A 19286-nucleotide genomic window follows, 5' to 3' on the forward strand; every position below is an offset into this window, starting at 1 on the left:
GCGTCTCGGCCACTGTTACAAATACTCCCTGGGGGCAGGCTAGCGCAAATCAACCGGAATGCGCGAGAGGTGTCTCATTCCGGGCGGACGAGGGGGAACAGGATGGTCTCCCGGATGCCGAGACCGGTCAGCGCCATCAGGAGCCGGTCAATGCCCATTCCGACACCGCCGCTCGGTGGCATTCCGTACTCCAGCGCGCGCAGAAAGTCCTCATCCAGACGCATGGCCTCGTCGTCTCCGCTTGCCGCCTGCCTGCCCTGTTCGGCCAGCCTGCGCCGTTCCTCGACCGGGTCGACCAACTCCGAGTAGCCGGTGGCCAACTCGAAACCGCGGACGTAGAGGTCCCACTTTTCCGCGATACCCGGCTGGGACCGGTGTTCACGCGTCAGCGGTGAGGTCTCGACGGGGAAATCCCGAACAAAAGTCGGCGCGTGGAGGTGATCGCCGACCAAGTGCTCCCAGAGCCCTTCGACGAGCTTGCCGTGGCCGAGCTTCGGGTCGTGCTCCATGCCGACGGCGGCGGCGTGCTTGCGCAGTTCCTCCACCGTGGTCCGGGGCGTGACCTCGGTCTCCAGCGCCGTCGAGAGCGACCCGTACATGGTCAGCGTGGTCCAGGTCCCCGACAGGTCGTACTCGGTGCCGTCGTCCAGCGTGACGGTCTCGGAGCCGTAGACCGCGCGGGCGGCCTCCTGGATGACCTCGCGCACCATCACCGCGTTGGTGTCGTAGGTGGCGTACGCCTCGTAGAACTCCAGCATGGCGAACTCGGGCGAATGAGAGGAATCACTGCCCTCGTTGCGGAAGTTGCGGTTGATCTCGAAGACCTTGTCGATCCCGCCCACGACACACCGCTTGAGAAACAGCTCGGGGGCGATCCGCAGGTAGAGATCCATGCCCATCGCGTTGGAGTGGGTCACGAACGGGCGCGCGCTGGCGCCGCCGTGCAGGGTCTGCAGCATCGGGGTCTCCACCTCAAGGAAACCCCGGGTGTGGAAAGACTCGCGCAGCGACCGCACAACCGCCGAACGGACCCGAACCGTGTCGCGGGCCTGGGGCCGCTGGATGAGGTCGACATAACGCTGGCGAATACGCGTTTCCTCGCCGAGGGCCTTGTGGGCGACGGGCAGCGGCCGCAGCGCCTTCGCCGCCATTCCCCACTCGTCGGCCATGACCGACAGCTCGCCGCGGCGGGAGGTGATCACCTCGCCGGTGACGAATACGTGATCACCAAGATCGACACTGGCCTTCCACTCGGAAAGCGACTCCGCGCCGACGTTGTTCAGGCTCACCATCGCCTGGAGTTCGGTTCCGCCGCCTTCGCGCAGTGTCGCAAAGCACAGCTTCCCGGTGTTGCGCAGGAACATGACCCGGCCGACGACGGAGACCTTCGTTCCGGTGGCGGTGTCGACGGGCAGATCCGAATAGGCGGCCCGCACATCGGCGAGGGAGTGGGTGCGCGGAACTTCCACCGGGTAGGGCGAGACCCCGGCGGCCAGCATTCGCTCGCGCTTGTCCCGCCGAATCCGCATCTGCTCGGGCAGGTCGTCGACGGGCGGGGCGGTCTCCTCGTTCACGGCGTCAGGGTACGGGGGCATCCGCGCGAGGTCACAACGGGTATTGGCCTACGGTTGTTCGGTGGACGATCCGCAGTTGCACGAGACCAGAGCGGGCTCATTCGGAGCCAATGCGACGACCTACGCCGAGCACCGGCCCGACTACCCCGCCGAGGCGATCGAGTGGGTCGTCGGCGACCGCACCCGCGTGCTCGACCTCGGCGCGGGCACCGGCAAGCTCACCGCGGGCCTGCTCGCCCTCGGACTGGACGTCACGGCCGTGGAGCCGGACCCGCAGATGCGCGCCGAACTGGCCAGGCTGCTGCCCGACGTGCCCACCATGGACGGCCGCGCGGAGAAGATCCCCCTGCGCGACGCCTCCGTCGACGTCGTCATCGCGGGCCAGGCCTTCCACTGGTTCGACAACCCCGACGCGCTCGGCGAGATCACCCGCGTGCTGCGCCCGGGCGGGGTGTTCGGGGCACTGTGGAACGCCGACGACGACAGCGTGCCGTGGGTGAAGACGCTGCTGGCGATGTGCGCGACCAGCGTCGACGACCCGACCCGGCGCGGGGAGCGGCACGTCCCTGAGCACGACCTGCTGGGCGACGCCGAGGAGAAGTCCTTCCGGAACCAGCAGGTGCGCACGGTGGACGCGATGGTCGAGACGCTGAGGACGTACTCGCACATCGCCGTCGCGCCGGAGGCCGAGCGCGCGGAGATCCTGGAGCGCGCCCGGGAGTACCTGACCGGGCTGCCGGACTCCCGCGGGGTGTTCGTCCGCCCGCTGATCACCGAGGCGGTGCGGGCGGTGCGCGTTTAGCGCTGGTCGCGGTTCTAGCGCTGGTTGCGCTCGTAGACCAGGCGCAGGCCGAGGAGGGTCAGGTCGGGGCGGTGGTGGTCGATGCCGTCGGCCTCGTCGACGACCAGCGGGGCGAGGCCGCCGGTGGCGATCACCGTCACCGGGCCGGTGTGGCCGGTGCGGGCCAGTTCGCGCTTGATGCGGGTGATCAGGCCGTCGACCTGGCCCGCGAAGCCGTACATGATCCCCGACTGCAGGCACTCCACGGTGTTCTTCCCGATCACCGACCGCGGGCGCACCATGTCCACCTTGCGCAGCGCGGCGGCGTGGGTGGCCAGGGCGTCGACGGAGATCTCGATGCCGGGCATGAAGACCCCGCCGAGGAACTCGCCCTTGGCCGAGATGACGTCGATGTTGGTCGAGGTGCCGAAGTCGACCACCGCGCAGGCGGTGCGGTACACGTGGTGGGCGGCCAGGGTGTTGATCACCCGGTCGGCGCCGACCTCCTTGGGGTTGTCGACCAGCAGCGGCACGCCCGTGCGCACGCCCGGCTCGACCATGACGCGCGGCACGCGCCCGTAGTACTTGGCGAGCATGGCGCGCAGCTCCCGCAGCACGGTCGGGACCGTGGACAGGGCGGCGACGCCGGTCACCGCGTCCGCGTGCGGGCCGAGCAGGCCGCGCAGGCTCAGGTCCAGCTCGTCGGCGGTGATCCGGGCGTCGGTGCGGGTGCGCCAGTCGCGGACCAGCTCCTGGCCATCGAACAGGCCCAGCGCGATGTTGGTGTTGCCGACGTCGATGGCGAGTAGCACTTAGCTCTCGACAGCCAGGAGGGCGTCGAGCCGGGCCGCGTCGGCGGTCTCGGCCCCGCTGAGCAGGTCGGAGTCCGCCGGGACGTGCGCGGCGTCCGCGCCGAGGTGCACGACGCGGTTGTCGGCGTCGACGAAGACCACGTGCGGCGCGTAGGCGGCGGCCTCCGCGGAGTCCATCAGGCCGTAGGCGATGAGGATGACCAGGTCGCCGGGGTGCACCAGGTGTGCGGCGGCGCCGTTGATGCCGATGACGCCGCTGCCGCGCTCGCCCTCGATGACGTAGGTCTCCAGGCGGGCGCCGTTGGTGACGTCGACGATGGCGACCTGCTCGCCGGGCAGCAGGTCGGCGGCCTCCATCAGGACGGGGTCGACGGTCACCGAGCCGACGTAGTGCAGGTCGGCCTGGGTCACGGTGGCGCGGTGGATCTTGGACTTGAGCATCGTGCGGAACATGGCTCTCCCTAGCCGAGCAGGACCGGGACGTTGTCGATGAGGCGGGTGCCGCCCAGGCGGGCCGCCACCAGCAGGCGGGCGTCGCCGGAGGCCGGGGCGGGGCCGAGGTCGGTGGCGCGCAGGGCCAGGTAGTCCACGTCCAGCTCGGGGGTCTGGGCGAGGACGTCACCGGCGACCCGCAGGACCTCCTCCGGGCCGTGCGCGCTGACGTGGGCGCCCGCGGCCAGGGCGGCCGACAGGGTCACCGCGGCGGCGCGCTGGGCGTCGTCGAGGTAGGCGTTGCGGGAGGACAGGGCGAGGCCGTCCGGCTCGCGCACGGTGGGCACGCCGATGACGGCCACCTCCATGTCGAGGTCCTTGACCATGCGCTTGATCAGGGTCAGCTGCTGGTAGTCCTTCTCGCCGAACAGCGCGTAGTCCGGTCGGACGATGTTGAACAGCTTGGCGACCACCGTCAGCACACCGGCGAAGTGGCCTGGGCGCACCACGCCTTCCAGCTCGTCACCGAGCGGTCCTGGGTGGACAGTGGTCTGCGCGTCCCGCGGGTACATGTCCCCCCGCGCGGGGGTGAACACCAGCTCGGCGCGCTCGGCCGCGCAGGCTTCGAGGTCGGTCTCCAGTGGACGCGGGTAGCGGTCGAAGTCCTCGTTCTCCCCGAACTGCAAGGGGTTGACGAAGATCGACACGGCGAGGACCGTGTTCGGGATGCGCCGGGCGTGGCGCATCAGCTCCCGGTGACCGTCGTGCAGGGCGCCCATCGTGGGCACGAACGCGATGCGGCGGCCGGTGGCGCGCAGGGCGCGGGTGACCCTGGCCAGCTCGGTAGGTCCACTGTGGACGTGCAGGCGGCCCGCGGTGAAACTCGGGGCGGTCATGGGGTTTCTCCGGTGTCGATGGCGGCGGTGACGTCCTCGGCCAGGTCCGCGCGCAGCAGCCCGGCCGCGGTGGCGCGCTCGGCGGTGCGCCTGGCCATCGCCCGGTAGGCGGGCAGCATCGGCGGGGCGTGCTCGGCCAGCACGGCCACGTGCTTGCGGATGGTCCCGGCGTCGCCGCGGGAGACCGGGCCGGTGAGGGCGCGGTCGCCGTGGCGCAGGGCGTTGTCCAGGGCCGCGGACAGCAGCGGGCCGAGCAGGCGCTCAGGGGCGCCCGCCGCCTTGAGCAGGTCGACGGCCTCGGCGACCAGGGTGACCAGGTGGTTCGCGCCGTGGGCGAGGGCGGTGTGGTAGAGCGGGCGGGCCTGTTCGGGGATGCGGACGGGCTCGCCGCCCATCTCCACGACCAGCGCCTCGGCGACGTTCCAGGCGGCCTCGTCGTGGTCGTCGGCGGTGACGCCGAAGCAGCAGGCGGCCACCCGGTCGAGGTCCTCGGCGCGGCCGGTGAAGGTCATCGCCGGGTGCAGGGCCAGCCCGAGGGCGCCGTTGGCCGTGGCGGGGGCCAGCACGTCGACCCCGTAGGCGCCGGAGGTGTGGGCGACGATCTGCCCGGCGCGCAGGGCGCCCGCGGCGGCCAGGCCGCGGACCATGCCGGGCAGGGCGTCGTCGGGCAGGGCGAGCAGGACCAGGTCCGCGGCGGCGGCGACCTCGTCGGGCGGCCTGATGGGGACCTCGGGCAGCAGGGCCTCGGCGCGGAGCAGGGAGGCGCGGGAGACCCCGGACGCGGCCGTGACGGTGTGCCCCGCCCGGGCCAGCGCGGCCCCCAGCACGGCACCCACCCGGCCCGCCGAGACGACTCCGACCGCCAACCGGGCAGGCCGGGTCACAGCGTGACCCCGTTCGGGCGCATTTCTCTCCCCTTCGCACGTTCCAGTCCCGCGGCTCCGCGGGTACCAGACGACGGCGCGAGCGTAACCAAGGGTGAACTGCGCCGTGGCGTCCGGGTGACCAGGTTCACCGGGGCGGGTCGGCGCTCGCCCGCACGGCGGCCTTGCGCGTGGAGCGCAGCACGGCGATGAGGTTGGCCTCGTCGGTCACGTCGTGCCTGCCGACGGTGCCCTGGGCCATGCCGTGGCGGAGAAAGGCCAGCTCGCTGACCGCGGCGTGGTACTCGGCCATCCGGGCGGCGGCGGCGCGGCCGGAGCGCGCGCGGACCCGTTTGCGCCACTTGCGCCTGCCGTCGAGCCGGGCCAGGGCGTCGACCTCGGTGTCCAGGATCAGGTTCTGCTCGACCATGGCGGGCAGCGCGGCGGCGATGACCCGCTGCTCGCGGCGGCGGTGCCAGACCATGAACCACACGGCGGCGGCGAACATCGGGACCATGACGAGGAAGTAGACGGTCAGGAAGGCGGTGCCCCCGCCCAGCGTCGCCGCCCCGTTCCACGCGGCGTGCAGGACGACGGCGGCGAGGTAGCCCCCGAGCGGGGCCAGGACCCGGGCCCGCCTCGACCGGCCCGCCAGGCCGATCCCGATGCCGATCATGGCGGTGAACAGCGGGTGGGTGAAGGGGGAGAGCACGCCGCGCAGGACGAACGCGGCCACCACCCCGGGCGAGCTGCCGTCGCCGATGCCGTACTCGGCGAAGGCGCGGCCGAAGTAGTAGATGTTCTCGGTGAAGGCGAACCCGGCGGCGACCAGTCCCGCGTAGACGATCCCGTCGATGACGCCGTCGAACTCCCGCCGCAGGAACAGGAAGATGCCGTAGACGAAGGCGCCCTTGACGAACTCCTCGAAGAGGGGCGCCGAGACCAGGGCGCTGATCTTGTCGCCGTTGCCCTTGCCGAGGAGCAGGTCACCGACGACCTCGGCGGTGTTGTTGATGAGCAGCGCGGTGATGGCGGCGACGCAGGCGCCCCAGCCGAAGGCCAGCCAGAGCAGCCGGGCGGGCTCGGGCTCCCAGCGGTCGATCCACAGGAAGGCCGCGACGACCGGCCCCACCGGCACCAGCGCGGCGAGAATCCCGACCAACTCGGCCTCGAGCCCCACCCGCGCGGTGCTGACGGCGAGCAGGACAAGCCCGCAGACGGCGAGCACGAGCAGCCCCACCACCGGCAGCAACACCGTCTTGCGCCGCGGCTGGTGCCTGCGCAACTGATCATCGGACACGAGAAGTGATATTAGGGGCCGGTCAGGCGGCGGACGGACGCGCGGAGGGGGATGAGGACGGAACAGACAGGAAGGTTTCCCATCGATTGCCGTGCTGAGAGGGCTTTGACCGGAGGGCAGGCGAATGGCAAGTCAGGTTTCCTATCCAACCCGATCGCCCTTCTCCTGTGGACGGTGCGGCAGGTCCGAGCCACCGCGCTCGCCGCGCGAACTCCAAAGGCCGACATGTCCCCGACCACAGCTTCCACCCGATCGAGTGAAGCGCGGTGACAGCCGGACCACTGGAAGCACGACGCACGGCCCGGTCGACCGGAAAACGCCCAACCGCTGGCTGATTTGCCTAAAGCCCGGCTCATGGCTGACCAACCGGAACGCCCAGCTCGCCGCGTGGGTTCAGCCCGAGTTGGCGCGAAACGCATCTCAGGCGTGATCAGTGGAAGCGCCTCGCCTCCAATCGGATCACTGGAGACCGCAGCTCACAACCTAGGAGGCAGGAGCGTTCAGCCGGCAATCGGATCGCTGGAGGCGTGAGTGGTGATGAGGGATGGGAAGTGCGGGCTGGTCAGTCCGCGTCACGCCTGCGCCTGCGGCGGGGTTGGGAGCCGCCGTGGGCGGCGAGGAGGTCGGAGACCGAGGTGCCGGAGGCGTGGGTGCCCTGGGATTCGGGGTCGGGTTCGGGCTTGTGCCTGCGGTTGTCGGCGACGGGGTTGTGGACGCCGGAGTCCGTCGCGGCTCGTCGGCCTGCGCTCGCGGCGGCCGCCGGTGACCCTGGCCTGGCGCTCGCGGGCGGGAAGATGCCGGACTCAGCGGCGCGCCTGCCTCGGGTGGCGTCGGCGGGCGGCTCTGGTCGGCGGGGGTCGGCGGGCGGGAACACCCCGGACTCGGCGGCGCGCTTGCCACGGGTCTCGGCGGAGGGCTCTGGCCTGCGGGCGGCCGCAGCAGGAGGCTCGGGCCTGCGAGCGGCCGCGGCTGGTGGGAACACACCGGATTCAGCGGCGCGCTTTCCGCGAGGTTCGGCGGGCGGTTCCGGCCTGCGGGCGGCAGGCGGGAAGACGCCGGACTCGGCGGCACGCTTGCCACGAGCGTCGACAGGGGGTTCTGACCTGCGGGCGGCTGCGGCTGGTGGGAACACACCGGACTCGGCGGCTCGCCTGCCTTGGGGGTCGGCAGGGGACTCTGGCCTGCGAGCGGCAGGCGGGAAGACGCCGGATTCAGCGGCGCGCTTGCCACGAACCTCGGCGGGAGGGAAGACACCGGACTCGGCGGCGCGCTTGCCACGGGCCTCGGCAGGGGACTCCGGCCTGCGGGCGGCCTCGGCAGGGGGGAACACGCCGGACTCTGCGGCTCGTTTGCCGCGGGGGGGCTCTGGTGTGGGTTCCGGTGCTCGACGGGCGGCGTCGGCTGGGGGGAACACGGCGGAGTCGACGGCTCGCCTGCCTCGGGCGGCCTCAGGTGGCGTGGGGAAGTCGGCGGAGCGCGGGTCGGCCTCGGCGGGGCGGCGGCTGACCACGCGGGGTGGGGCGGCGCGGTCGGGTGGGGTGACCGGGCGGACGCCGTGTTGGGTCGGTTCCTCCACCGGGCGGACGCCTTGGCGGGTGGACTCGGCGTCGACGGGTGAGCGGCGGACGGTGTCGGCAGGCCGGGTGGGGGCAGGCTGCGGACGCAGGCCGGTCGAGGTGTTGAGGGGCTCGGCATCGCGGCGGGGGGGCACGCCGCCGGGGGGCTCGGCCTCGCGACGGGGGCGGTTGGGCTGATTCGGGTGGCCGGACTCGGCTTCCCGGCGGTGCGGGCGGGCTCGGCCGGACTCGGCGTCGGTACGCGAGGGCTGGCCCGCGTCGGCGGCGCGGGCGGGCTCCGGGCGTGCGGGCTGGCTGCCACGGCTCGGCTCGGCGGCTCGGCCCGGGGTGCGTGCCTGGCCACCACGGGCGGGCTCGCCTTCCCGGTGCGGGTGGGCAGCGGAGTCGGCGAACTGACGTGGGTCACCATCGCGGTACCCGGCGGAGTCAGCGAACCTGCCCGAGTCACCATCGCGACGGGACTGCGCACCAGAGCCTGCGAACTCACGTGGATCACCCTCACGATGCCCAGCGGACTCGGCCGACCTGTCCGACTCGCCGTTACGACGGGACTGGGCGCCGGAGTCGGCGAACTGACGTGGGTCGCCCTCACGGTGCCCGGCGGCGGCGAATCTGTCCGACTCGCCGTTACGTCGAGACTGGCTACCAGAGTCGGCGAACTGGCGTGGGTCACCATCGTGGTGGGGGTCGGTGGGGCGGGGGGTGCGGGTGGGGTCGGCGGGGCGACGGTGGGGTTGGGGCGCCTGGTCGGCCGGGCGGGTGGGGGTGGGGCGCGTCTGGGGGCGGGCGGGGCGGCGGGGGTGTTCGCCGGATTCCCAGGAGGGGGTCCAGGTCGGGTCGATGGGGCGGCTGCTGGGCGGGTCTTCCAGCCAGGGCTCCTTGCCGCCGCGGACGCGTTCGATGAGGTCGGTCTGGGGTTCGGCGGTGCTGGCGGTGATGCGGCGGATCGACTCGGGGCGGGGCTCGATGCCGCGGTCCTCCGAGCGGCGCATGCGGGTGGCTTCGGCGTGGAGGGCGATGCGCTCGACGAGGACTTCGCCGCCGAGGAGCAGTTCGAGGTGTTCGCGCATGGACTTGAGCTCGGCGCGCAGTTCGGCGAGGTCGTCGCGGGCGCTGTCCTCGGCCTTGGCGCGCATCTCGGCTTCCGTGGCCAACTCGAACTCGCGGCGGGCGGCGACCTCGCGCTCCAGCTCCAGCTCGTAGACCCGCTGGCGCTCGGCGGCGTCCTCGGCGCGCTCGGCGGAGAGCTTGCGGTAGCGCACGGCGAGGAACGCCCCGGCCAGCGCTGCCCACAGGGCGGCCACCACCCCCAGCCGCATCCACCGGATCGAGTCGCTGAGCACGAGGACGGCGGTCGCGGCGGCGGCGAGGCCGAGAGCGGCCAAGAAGAGCAGCCGCGCTCCAGTCGCGCGCGCCATTCGGTCACTCCGGCCCGTCATGGCGACCACCGTACCTGGCCGTTACCTCCACGAGACCAAAAGGATGTCACGCTGTGCGCCGAACGGCCCTTCCGCGCAGGTCAACAGAACGCGCCGACGGCAGAACATGATCAACACCACAGATCAGGCCCGGCCACACGCCACAGCGCGGCCGATCAACCCCTGAAGGCACCAAACACGGGCTCCAGCGCGACAACCAGACTGTGGCGGCCGCCCAAGACGGCAGAGCCCACGCCAACCGCGCCCATCAGGCTCACCCGCTCGGGTTCCGGCGTGACAACCAGACTTCAGCGCGCCCCACCCAACACGACAAGAGCCCACACCAACCGCGCCATCAGACTCACCGACTCGGGTTCGACGCGACAACCAGACTTCAGGGGCCTGGCCGACTCAGTGGGGGCGGGCGTGGTCGTCGGGTTCTTCCGGGGTGCGGCAGCAGGATTCCAGCCACAGGGCGGCGGCGATCAGGATTGCCGCGCTCACGGCGCCGATCGTTGCGCTGGGGATGTCCGAGCGGGCCGCGGCGATGCGGTCGCTCTCTGGGACCACGTACGCGAGTACTGCCAGCCAGGCGCCGAGCATGATCGCGCCGAGTAGTGAGGAGGCTTTGGCCAAGGCCAAGGCCCTGGCCGCGGTGATGGCGTGCAGGGGCTTGCCTTGGGAGGTCCGCCTGATCCGGCCCCGCAGCGTGTGGCCGAAGACGGCCTCCACAATGGCCAGTACCAGCAGGGTGACGCCCGCGAAGGTGGGCAGTGGGGGCAGCCGGCCGTACAGCAGGCGGATGAACAGGTACAGCGCCACCGCCGTGACCAGGCCCGCGGGGACGAGATCGCTTGCCTTGGTGAACCTCACCGCATACCCCGCATCGGCGTCGGGCGGACAACAGTCGGACACGCCACGGTGCTCACCCCGCGACCCGGAGGTCGATGTCGGGTCGCCGGTGGACGGTGGTGGTGTCCAATCCGGCCAGCAGGGCGCGGGCGGGGCCGTGGCCGGGGACCTCGGCGTTCGGGTCGATGTCCAGCCAGGGGATGAGGACGGTGGCCCGGTCCGGGGTGCCGGGGTGCGGCAGCAGCAGGTCGGGGTGGTCGCTGCGGACACCGTCCACGGTCACCACGTCGACGTCCAGCGTGCGCGGGCCCCAGCGGACCTCGCGCACCCTCCCGGCCGCCGCCTCCAGGTCCTGACCGCGGCGCAGCCAGCCCCACTCGTCGCACGTGGGGTCCGAGACGATCAGGACGGCGTTGAGGAAGTCGGGCTGGTCCTCGACGCCCCACGGCGCCGTCTCGTAGACCGGGGAGACCGCCCGCAGCACGTCGGCGAAGGAGGCGACCGCGGCGCGCAGGTGGGCTTGCCGGTCGCCCAGGTTCGAGCCGAGGGACAGCACCGCGCGGGTCACCCGCGGGCCGCCCGGGACTTGCGGGAGCGGCGGACCGTCACCGCGACGTCGGCGAAGGCCAGGGGGATGGGGGCGCCGGGCTTGTGGACGGTGACCTCGGCGGCGTGCACGCGGTCGTCGGCCATCTCCGCCTCGGCGATCTCGGCGGCGACGGTTTCGATGAGGTCGCGGGGAGGCCCCGCGATGACGGCGGCGGCGCGCTCGGCCAGCTCGCCATAGTGGACGGTGTCGGCGATGGCGTCGGTCTCGGCGGCGCGGGCGAGGTCGATCCACAGGGTGATGTCGACGACGAAGTCCTGGCCGTCGCGGCGCTCGTGCTCGAAGACGCCGTGGTGGCCGCGCACGCGCAGGCCGGTCAGGGTGATGCGGTCGGTCATCGTGGGACTCCCCCCATCGCGGCGGCCACGGTGACCGCGTCCAGCGAGCGGGCGACGTCGTGCACCCGCACGCCCCACGCCCCCGCCATCGCCACCAGGGCCGACACCGCGGCGGTGGCGTCCTCGCGGCCGTCGGAGTGCCGGGGCACCCCGTCGGCGGCCAGCAGCGCGCCCAGAAAACGTTTGCGCGAGGCCCCGATCAACACGGGAAACCCCAGGTCAAGCAGGGCGCCCAAGGAACGCAGCAGGGCCCAGTTGTGCGCGGCGTCCTTGGCGAACCCCAGGCCGGGGTCCAGCACGATCGCCGACTCCGCGACACCGGCGGACAGCGCCGCGTCGACCCGGGCGCGCAGCTCGTCGCGCACTTCGGCCACGACGTCGGCGTAGGTCGCCAGGGCCTGCATGTCGCGGCTGTGCCCGCGCCAGTGCATCAGCACCCACGGCGCGCCCGACCCGGCGAGCACACCGGCCATGTCGGGGTCGGCCAGCCCGCCGGAGACGTCGTTGACGATCGTCGCCCCCGCCCGCAGCGCGGCCTCGGCCACCCAGGCCCGCGTGGTGTCGACGCTGACCACGACCCCCGCCGCCGCCAGCTCGCTGATCACCGGGACCACCCGGGCGATCTCGGTCTCGGCCTCGACCCGGTCGGCGCCGGGCCGGGTGGACTCCCCGCCGACGTCGATCACGTCCGCGCCCGCGCGCCACATGGCCACGCCGTGCTCGATGGCGTCGGCGACCCGCAGGTAGCGCCCGCCGTCGGAGAAGGAGTCCGGGGTGACGTTGAGGACGCCCACCACCGCGCAGCGGCCGGGTGCGGGCAGCGTCACCGGGACCGCCCGTTGATCAGCTCGATGGCCTCCGCGCGCGAGGACGGCGAGGTCTTGAGGATGCCGCGCAGCGCCGAGGTCGTGGTGCGGGCGCCGGGCTTGCGGATGCCGCGCATCGCCATGCACAGGTGCTCGGCCTCGATCACCACGATCACCCCGCGCGGGGTGAGCTTGCGCATCATCGCGTCGGCCACCTGCGAGGTCAGCCGCTCCTGCACCTGCGGGCGGCGGGCGTAGAGGTCGACCAGGCGGGCCAGTTTGGACAGTCCGGTGACCTGCCCCTGCTCGTTCGGGATGTACCCGACGTGCGCGACCCCGTGGAAGGGCACCAGGTGGTGCTCGCAGGTGGAGTACATGGGGATGTCGGTGACCAGGACCAGCTCGTCGTGGCTCTCGTTGAACGTCTTGTCCAGCACCCGCTCGGGCTCGGTGTACAGCCCGGCGAACAGCTCGGCGTAGGCGCGGGCCACCCGCGCGGGCGTGTCCCGCAGGCCCTCGCGGTCGGGGTCCTCCCCGCAGGCGAGCAGCAGCTCCCGAATGGCCTTCTCGGCCCGGGGAGGGTCGAAGGACGCGAGCGGGACGGTGTCACCCGTCCCGCCGCGCGTCACTGCGAAATCAGTCATCGCCAGTCTCCGAGATCGTCGCGGCAGGCTGCCGCCACCATCTCATTCGGACCCGCGTGCGCGCCCGTCAGAGTTGTCCTGGTCACGGGGTTCCGGCCTGCCCCACTCCGGCTGCGGCCACGGCTGGCCGGACGGGGTGGTGGCGGGCTTCCAGCCGGGCGGCGCGCCGTAGTGCGGCGGGCCCGCGCCCGGACCGTCGGACTGCGGCCTGCCGTAGGGCTGCGGGTACTGCGGCGGGCTCGGCTGGCCGTACGGCGGCGGGTGCGGCTGCCCGTACTGCGGGGGCGCGCCGTTGCCGTTGCCGCCGCCGGGCGGCAGCTCCGGGTTCGGCCGCGGCGGACCGCCGGGCAGGTCGCCCGCGCCCGGCACGGCCCCGACCGGGGTCGGATCGAGGGCGGGCACCTCGTCCGGCCACGGCTCGCCGCGCTCGTGGGCCAGCTCGCGCGGGGTCTTGATCGGCGGCTTGTCCGAGGGCACGCGGTCGCCGAAGTCGTTGAACGCGGTGATCCGGGGGCGCTTCTCCACGTTGGAGAAGATCCGCTCCAGGTCCTTGCGCGTCAGCGTCTCCCTGGCCAGCAGCTCGACCACCAGCTCGTCGAGCACGTCGCGGTAGGTGTTGAGCACGTCCCACGCCTCGGTGTGCGCGGCCTCGATCAGGCTGCGCACCTCCTCGTCGATCTCGTGCGCGACCTCGAGGGAGTAGTCCGGCGCGTGGCCCATCGACCGGCCCAGGAACGGGTCGCCCTGGTCCTGGCCGTAGCGCACCGCGCCGAGCCGGGCGCTCATGCCGTACTCGGTGACCATCGCCTTGGCGATCTTGGTGGCCTGGTCGATGTCGCTGGAGGCGCCCGTCGTGGGCTCGTGGAACACCAGCTCCTCGGCCGCGCGCCCGCCCAGGGCGAACACCAGCCGCGCGATCATCTCCGAGCGGGTCATGAGCTGCTTGTCGTCCTCGGGGACGACGAGCGCGTGACCGCCCGTGCGCCCGCGGGGCAGGATCGTCAGCTTGTAGACCGGTTCCAGGTCCGGCATCGCCCACGCGGCCAGGGCGTGCCCGCCCTCGTGGTAGGCGGTGATCTTCTTCTCCTTCTCGGAGATGATCCGGCTCTTGCGGGCCGGACCGCCGATCACCCGGTCCACCGACTCCTCGAGGGCGGCCCCGTCGATCGCCGTGCCGTTCTTGCGCGCGGTGAGCAGCGCGGCCTCGTTGATCACGTTGGCCAGGTCGGCGCCGGACATGCCGACGGTGCGCTTGGCCAGGCTGAGCATGTCGACGTCGGAGGCGAAGGGCTTGCCCTTGGAGTGGACCTCCAGGATCTTGCGCCGCCCGGTCAGGTCCGGCGCGGACACCGGGATCTGCCGGTCGAAGCGGCCCGGGCGCAGCAGCGCCGGGTCCAGGATGTCGGGGCGGTTCGTCGCGGCGATGAGGATGATGCCGCCGCGCGCGTCGAAGCCGTCCATCTCGACGAGCAGCTGGTTGAGCGTCTGCTCGCGCTCGTCGTGCCCGCCGCCGAGGCCCGCGCCGCGCTGGCGGCCGACCGCGTCGATCTCGTCGACGAAGATGATGCACGGCGCGTTCTGCTTGGCCTGCTCGAACAGGTCGCGCACCCGGGAGGCGCCGACGCCGACGAACATCTCCACGAAGTCCGAACCGGAGATCGAGTAGAACGGCACCCCGGCCTCACCGGCGACCGCGCGGGCCAGCAGCGTCTTGCCGGTGCCCGGCGGGCCGTAGAGCAGCACGCCCTTGGGGATCTTGGCGCCGAGGGCCTGGTAGCGGCCGGGGTTCTGGAGGAAGTCCTTGATCTCGTAGAGCTCCTCCACCGCCTCGTCGGCGCCCGCGACGTCGGAGAAGGTGGTCTTCGGCATGTCCTTGGAGAGTTGCTTCGCCTTGGACTTGCCGAAGTTGAGCACCCGGTTCCCGCCGCCCTGGACGTTGTTCATCATCCACATGAGCAGCAGCAGGAGCAGGGCGAACGGGATCAGGAAGATCAGGATCTGGGTGAGGAAGCTGTCCTGGGTGACCGTCGTGCGCAGCTCGATGCCCGACTTGTCGATGATCGAGGTGTAGAGCTGCGCGGTCGCGCCCGCCGGGTACTGGGCGAGGATCTGGGTGACCTGTTGGCCGTCGTGCTCGATGGGCGTGTTCAGGGTCAGCTTGAGCTGCTGTTCCTTGTCCCCCAGCTCAACGGCCTTGACGTTGTTGGCCTCGATCTGCGCGACGGCTTTCGACGTGGGCACGGACGTGTACCCACGGGTGTCGTCGAACAGCATGCTGAAGGCGAAGTAGATCAGCAACACCGCCAAAATCCACAGCAGCGGGTTGCGCAGCAGTCGCTTACGGTCCATTCACTTACGGCCGGCGTGCGGCCTCGACCCTCCCTGACGTGCACGTGAGGGCAATGACGACCATTACCCGGCCGGGCGTTGGCCCCGGTCATCCCAGAGTACCGCCCGCGTCGGCCCCCTCACCGCACGAAGTGGCCGGGAAGGGGTGCCACGTGGTCAACGGTTGGCGGGCGGATCAGGTTCCCGCCGCCGTCGACGGGTGTTCAGCGCGGCTCGGCCACCTCGGCGAGGAGCAGGCCGAGCCGGTGGCGCAGGGTCTGCACGTCGGCGGGCGCGACGGTGATCCAGTCCCGGCCGTCGCGGCCGCGGCTGGTGGAGGCCAGGTAGCGCCCGTTGGGCTTGTCGAACCACGACAGCACCGGGCCGCGCCTGCGCGTCCCGGAGCGGTCGCGCGAGCTGACCCCGAACTGCCCGCCGCGCAGGTTCGGCTGCGCCACCAGCCGGGCCAGACCGGCGCGCGGGTCGGAGTCCGGCACCCCGCGGGCGCTGCCCGGGGTGATCGCGGCGAACTCCTCGGCGGGCAGCGAGACCGACGCCTCCGCGCCGCGCTGGGCGGCGGGCAGCAGCCCGACCACCTCGGCGACCAGGCCGTCGGCCCGGACGCGGCGCAGGTGCAGGTCGTCGGCGGACTGCGTGGCGACCACCCCGATGCCGCCCGCCACCGCGGCGTACACGCAGATCGCGGCGCCGGGCACCGCGGGCAGGAACAGCGCGTCGATCGCCACCTCCGGCCGGGCGAGCACGCCCAGCCAGTCCTCGACGTGCGGCTCGACGCGGCCGTAGCGGTCGATCAGGCCGCGGGAGGCCAGCTCCGCGTGCATCCGCGCGCGGAGCCGGGAGCGCTCGTCCACGGTGTCGCCGTGCGAGCGCACGCGCAGCGGGTAAGGCAGCTCGCCCGCGTCCATGGCCTCCCAGAGGAAGTCGAGGGCGAGCTGGTCCAGCGTCTCGGCCGAGGGCATGGCGTCACCCCCCGATGACGGGCGGGGCGGTGGCCTGGTCGGTGCCGAAGGCGGCCTCGGGGTCGGGCTCGACCAGGTAGGAGGCGCGCTCGTGCTCGCTGTCCTCCCCGCCCTGCCCGCCGCGGCCACCCGCGCCGCCCATCCCGCCCGCGCCGCCACGGCCGCCGGTCCCGGCACCCGCGCCGGGGCCGCCGGGACGACCAGCGGGACCGCCCTGGCCCGCGCCTGGGCCCGCGCCCGCGCCCATACCCGCGCCTGGCCTGGCCGCGCCGGAGTTGCCCGCACCACCAGCACCAGCACCACCAGCACCGCCTGCGCCCAGGCCGCCGCGCGGTCCGCCCAGGCCGGTGCCCGCGCGTCCGCTGCCGGGCGTGCCAGTGGGAGTGCCAGTGGGAGTGCCGGTGGGCAGCCCGCCGGGGCCGCGGCTGAACTGGCCGACCGGGGTGGGGTTGCCGGTGGTGGGCTGCGGCGCCGACGGCGGGGTGGTGCCGAGGCCGGGGCCGGTCGGCGTGGTCACCGGGGACGTCGACGGCGGGGTGTGGCCGGAGATCGTGGTGCCGGTGTCGACACCGACGGTGCCGACGGGCGGGGTGGTGGTCGACGGCGTGTTGGTGCCGTGGCCGGGGACGTGGCCCGGCTGACCGGTCCAGCCCGTGGCGCCGGTCGGGGGGAAGTCCCTGCCGCCGCCGGGGCCGTCGCCGTAGTTGACGCGGGCGCTGTCCTGGAAGCCGGTGTCACCGCCGCCCTCGTCGATGCGCGGGGGCGGCGGGACGAAGGTGGGCGTGCGGGCGTCGATGTCCCGCATCGTGGTGGTGTAGTCGTTGAGGTACTTGACCTGTTCGGCCTTGACCTCCTTGGCCTGCTGCTCCTTGGCGGCCATGTCGGCCATGCCCGCCACCGGGTTCGGGTTCGCCAGCGCCTTGGTCAGCTCGGCGCCGGGGTCGAACTCCATCGGCTGGGGCAGGTTGCGCACGGTCGCCGCCGCGGTGGCCTGCTGGGCCATGGCGGTGCCCATGTACTGCGCGGCGATGCCCGCCTGGCCGGTGGCCTGGGCCAGCGGGGTCAGCGCGCCGCGGGCGGCCTGGGCGGCCTCGCCCTTCCACGCCTGATCGAGCTGGGCGACGGCGTCGAGGAGGCGGTTGGCGGCGTCGGCGAGGCGGTTGCCGCCCTCGGTGAAGCCGCGGCCGAGGCCGTCGGCGCTGGTGGGCACGTTCAGCTCGGTGGCCGCGGCGTACAGCTCGGTGCTGGTGCGGCTCTCCCAGTTCTGCGGGACCACGACGCGGTCGGCGCCGATGTCGACGTTCGGCGCGAGCTGCTGCTGCTGGCGCTGCGCGATGCTCTGCTGCAACTCGGTCCGCGTCGAGCGGTCTTCCTCCGGCATGTTCCGCATGACGCGGGAGATGTCGCCCGCGCGGTCGCCCGCGTACTCGTGCGTGTCGTAGCGCTGATCGCCGTTCGGCATCGTGGCGGCCCCCTAGCCCTTCACCTTGGGAATAACGATTTCGGCGAGCTGCTTCGCCACATCACACGGTTGGCGGCCCTTGCCTTCTCCAGCCGAGAGCACTCCCGCGCCCATGGCGAGACCGGACACGCCCTCGTTCAACCGCACGACGACCTTGCAGAACTGCTCTTCAGCGACGGGCACCAGGAACGCGGGCAGTCCGTCCACTGTGATCCCGGTGGCGCCCGCTTCCGGCGTGTAGGTGCCGCTGTCGCTGAACTCCAGCGTCAGGCCCATCTCGCCCCGCCACTGGCACTGCGGGTTGCCGGTCGCGGTGCTGTTGCCCTCCCGGGGACTCCTCGACCCGAACCGCGCGGCCTCCGCCTCGGTGAGCAGGGCGCAGAGCGCTTCCCTGTCGAGGGAGACGGTGCGCGGTCCGGCCGAAGTGGTCGTCGACGCGGCGGTGGTGGGCGCCGGTCCGATGTCCGCCTGGCCGGTCGCGCTCGGCGCGGGAACACCCGGCTCCGCCGAGCACGCGACCGACGGCGCGATCACCGACAGCGCGATCACGGTGAGCCCGATGCCGCGCGCGAGCGTGGAGACCACGGCGGTCAGCTCCCGATTGTGGTCGCGTTGCCGTAGTCGGTGTCGCGGTAGTTGGCGATCGCCTGCTTCAGCGCCCGCTCCGCGGTCTCGGTCTGCTCGGACAGCTGGCGGACCAGGTGCATGAACGAGTCGCCGGAGCCGTCGAAGCGGTCCATCGACTTCGTCGCCATCGCCTGGCCGACCGGGTTCGCCCCGAGCTTGACGTCCTCGGCCTGGTTGGCCGCGGCCTGCCGCAGCAGCGCCAGCTCGTCGCGGACGGCGCCGATCTCGGTGAGCGCGGCCTGGGCGGCGTCCGGGTCGATCGAGACCATCCCGCTGGCCGCCGCGCCCGAGAACGCGCCGACCGCGCCGCCGATCCCGCCTGCGTCGTACACGTCAGTCTCCCCTGGTCCCCGCGTTCGACTGCTCCACCCGTAGCAGTGCCCTGAGGCTAACGCACCCGGGTGCACCGGGTCAGGAGATCACGACAAGTGGCGCTTGTCAGGAGGTGTAGACGCGGGGGTCCAGCGTGCCGATGTAGGGCAGGTCGCGGTAGCGCTCGGCGAAGTCCAGGCCGTAGCCGACGACGAACTCGTTGGGGATGTCGAAGCCGATGTACTTGACCGGCACCTCGACCTTGATCGCGTCGGGCTTGCGCAGCAGGGAGACGACCTCCATGGTGCGCGGGTTGCGGGAGGCCAGGTTCTTCAGCAGCCAGGACAGCGTCAGGCCGGAGTCGATGATGTCCTCGACGATCAGCACGTCGCGCCCGGCGATGTCGCGGTCGAGGTCCTTGAGGATGCGCACGACGCCCGATGACGACGTGGACGAGCCGTAGGAGCTGACCGCCATGAACTCCAGCTGCACGGGCACCGGGAGGGCGCGCGCGAGGTCGGTCATGAACATGACCGCGCCCTTGAGGACGCCGACCAGCACCAGGTCGGCGTTGGTCTCGGCGTAGTCGGCGGCGACCTGCTTGGCCAGCTCGGTGATCTTCTCGTCGATCTGTTCCTGACTGATCAGCACGGAGGCGATGTCACCGTCGTACACAG

At 72.5% G+C, this 19286-nt stretch carries 19 protein-coding genes; 1 reads left to right on the forward strand and 18 read right to left on the reverse strand.

The features are described from left to right. Positions 1 to 74 precede the first annotated feature (74 nt). Positions 75 to 1595, reverse strand: coding sequence for a lysine--tRNA ligase (gene lysS / locus ACTG9Q_RS11390; RefSeq protein ID WP_455572638.1), 1521 nt, complete (start codon positions 1593 to 1595; stop codon positions 75 to 77). A gap of 40 nt (positions 1596 to 1635) precedes the next feature. Here lysS and ACTG9Q_RS11395 point away from each other — a divergent pair, with 40 nt between their 5' ends. Beyond that, positions 1636 to 2376 (forward strand): class I SAM-dependent methyltransferase, encoded by a 741-nt coding sequence (locus ACTG9Q_RS11395; RefSeq protein ID WP_455572639.1) that lies wholly within the window; start codon positions 1636 to 1638, stop codon positions 2374 to 2376. 14 nt (positions 2377 to 2390) lie between these two features. Here the strand turns inward: ACTG9Q_RS11395 and ACTG9Q_RS11400 are convergent, their stop codons facing one another. From ACTG9Q_RS11400 to hpt, 17 genes are all read right to left on the reverse strand, one after another. Then, on the reverse strand, positions 2391 to 3167 hold the full coding sequence (locus ACTG9Q_RS11400; RefSeq protein WP_455572640.1) for a type III pantothenate kinase: 777 nt from the start codon (positions 3165 to 3167) through the stop codon (positions 2391 to 2393). Continuing rightward, positions 3168 to 3620, reverse strand: a complete 453-nt coding sequence (gene panD, locus ACTG9Q_RS11405) for an aspartate 1-decarboxylase (protein WP_455572641.1) — start codon at positions 3618 to 3620, stop codon at positions 3168 to 3170. Between the two features lie 8 nt (positions 3621 to 3628). Continuing rightward, complete coding sequence (panC, locus tag ACTG9Q_RS11410) at positions 3629 to 4495, reverse strand: pantoate--beta-alanine ligase (protein ID WP_455572642.1); 867 nt, start codon at positions 4493 to 4495, stop codon at positions 3629 to 3631. Next, positions 4492 to 5379, reverse strand: coding sequence for a Rossmann-like and DUF2520 domain-containing protein (locus tag ACTG9Q_RS11415; RefSeq protein WP_455572643.1), 888 nt, complete (start codon positions 5377 to 5379; stop codon positions 4492 to 4494). The genes panC and ACTG9Q_RS11415 overlap by 4 nt, the downstream gene beginning before the upstream one ends. 127 nt (positions 5380 to 5506) lie before the next feature. Further along, on the reverse strand, positions 5507 to 6658 hold the full coding sequence (locus ACTG9Q_RS11420) for a PrsW family intramembrane metalloprotease (RefSeq protein ID WP_455572644.1): 1152 nt from the start codon (positions 6656 to 6658) through the stop codon (positions 5507 to 5509). 562 nt (positions 6659 to 7220) lie between these two features. Beyond that, positions 7221 to 9653: a DUF6779 domain-containing protein gene (locus tag ACTG9Q_RS11425; protein WP_455572645.1), complete on the reverse strand. Its 2433-nt coding sequence runs from the start codon at positions 9651 to 9653 to the stop codon at positions 7221 to 7223. A 411-nt stretch (positions 9654 to 10064) separates the two neighbouring features. Next, complete coding sequence (locus ACTG9Q_RS11430; protein ID WP_455572646.1) at positions 10065 to 10526, reverse strand: DUF3180 domain-containing protein; 462 nt, start codon at positions 10524 to 10526, stop codon at positions 10065 to 10067. A gap of 52 nt (positions 10527 to 10578) precedes the next feature. Continuing rightward, positions 10579 to 11073 (reverse strand): 2-amino-4-hydroxy-6-hydroxymethyldihydropteridine diphosphokinase, encoded by a 495-nt coding sequence (gene folK, locus ACTG9Q_RS11435; RefSeq protein WP_455572647.1) that lies wholly within the window; start codon positions 11071 to 11073, stop codon positions 10579 to 10581. Further along, positions 11070 to 11450, reverse strand: a complete 381-nt coding sequence (gene folB / locus ACTG9Q_RS11440; RefSeq protein ID WP_455572648.1) for a dihydroneopterin aldolase — start codon at positions 11448 to 11450, stop codon at positions 11070 to 11072. The genes folK and folB overlap by 4 nt, the downstream gene beginning before the upstream one ends. Then, on the reverse strand, positions 11447 to 12277 hold the full coding sequence (gene folP / locus ACTG9Q_RS11445; protein WP_455572649.1) for a dihydropteroate synthase: 831 nt from the start codon (positions 12275 to 12277) through the stop codon (positions 11447 to 11449). Before folP ends, folB begins: the two co-directional genes overlap by 4 nt. After that, positions 12274 to 12900 carry a GTP cyclohydrolase I FolE gene (folE, locus tag ACTG9Q_RS11450; RefSeq protein ID WP_455572650.1) on the reverse strand — a complete coding sequence of 209 codons (627 nt, stop codon included), beginning with the start codon at positions 12898 to 12900 and terminating at the stop codon, positions 12274 to 12276. The genes folP and folE overlap by 4 nt, the downstream gene beginning before the upstream one ends. 42 nt (positions 12901 to 12942) lie before the next feature. After that, positions 12943 to 15249, reverse strand: coding sequence for an ATP-dependent zinc metalloprotease FtsH (ftsH, locus tag ACTG9Q_RS11455; protein ID WP_455572651.1), 2307 nt, complete (start codon positions 15247 to 15249; stop codon positions 12943 to 12945). Between the two features lie 203 nt (positions 15250 to 15452). Further along, the gene (locus tag ACTG9Q_RS11460; RefSeq protein WP_455572652.1) at positions 15453 to 16208 is read right to left on the reverse strand and encodes an ESX secretion-associated protein EspG; all 756 of its coding nucleotides are present in this window, start codon (positions 16206 to 16208) and stop codon (positions 15453 to 15455) included. A 4-nt stretch (positions 16209 to 16212) separates the two neighbouring features. Then, on the reverse strand, positions 16213 to 17670 hold the full coding sequence (locus ACTG9Q_RS11465; protein ID WP_455572653.1) for a hypothetical protein: 1458 nt from the start codon (positions 17668 to 17670) through the stop codon (positions 16213 to 16215). 12 nt (positions 17671 to 17682) lie between these two features. After that, positions 17683 to 18255, reverse strand: a complete 573-nt coding sequence (locus ACTG9Q_RS11470) for a DUF3558 family protein (protein ID WP_455572654.1) — start codon at positions 18253 to 18255, stop codon at positions 17683 to 17685. Between the two features lie 5 nt (positions 18256 to 18260). Next, a complete protein-coding gene (locus ACTG9Q_RS11475; protein WP_455572655.1) occupies positions 18261 to 18629 on the reverse strand; it encodes a hypothetical protein in 369 nt (122 codons plus the stop codon). A 106-nt stretch (positions 18630 to 18735) separates the two neighbouring features. Beyond that, complete coding sequence (gene hpt / locus ACTG9Q_RS11480) at positions 18736 to 19284, reverse strand: hypoxanthine phosphoribosyltransferase (protein ID WP_455572656.1); 549 nt, start codon at positions 19282 to 19284, stop codon at positions 18736 to 18738. Positions 19285 to 19286 lie beyond the last annotated feature (2 nt).

This window comes from Actinokineospora lacus (genome assembly GCF_053813445.1).

Bases quoted from the DNA above. Each gene is read 5' to 3' on its own strand.
- lysS (WP_455572638.1), bottom strand. From the start codon at position 1,595: ATGCCCCCGTACCCTGACGCCGTGAACGAGGAGACCGCCCCGCCCGTC.
- panD (WP_455572641.1), bottom strand. From the start codon at position 3,620: ATGTTCCGCACGATGCTCAAGTCCAAGATCCACCGCGCCACCGTGACC.
- panC (WP_455572642.1), bottom strand. From the start codon at position 4,495: ATGACCGCCCCGAGTTTCACCGCGGGCCGCCTGCACGTCCACAGTGGA.
- ACTG9Q_RS11425 (WP_455572645.1), bottom strand. From the start codon at position 9,653: ATGGCGCGCGCGACTGGAGCGCGGCTGCTCTTCTTGGCCGCTCTCGGC.
- folB (WP_455572648.1), bottom strand. From the start codon at position 11,450: ATGACCGACCGCATCACCCTGACCGGCCTGCGCGTGCGCGGCCACCAC.
- folE (WP_455572650.1), bottom strand. From the start codon at position 12,900: ATGACTGATTTCGCAGTGACGCGCGGCGGGACGGGTGACACCGTCCCG.
- ftsH (WP_455572651.1), bottom strand. From the start codon at position 15,249: ATGGACCGTAAGCGACTGCTGCGCAACCCGCTGCTGTGGATTTTGGCG.
- ACTG9Q_RS11460 (WP_455572652.1), bottom strand. From the start codon at position 16,208: ATGCCCTCGGCCGAGACGCTGGACCAGCTCGCCCTCGACTTCCTCTGG.
- ACTG9Q_RS11465 (WP_455572653.1), bottom strand. From the start codon at position 17,670: ATGCCGAACGGCGATCAGCGCTACGACACGCACGAGTACGCGGGCGAC.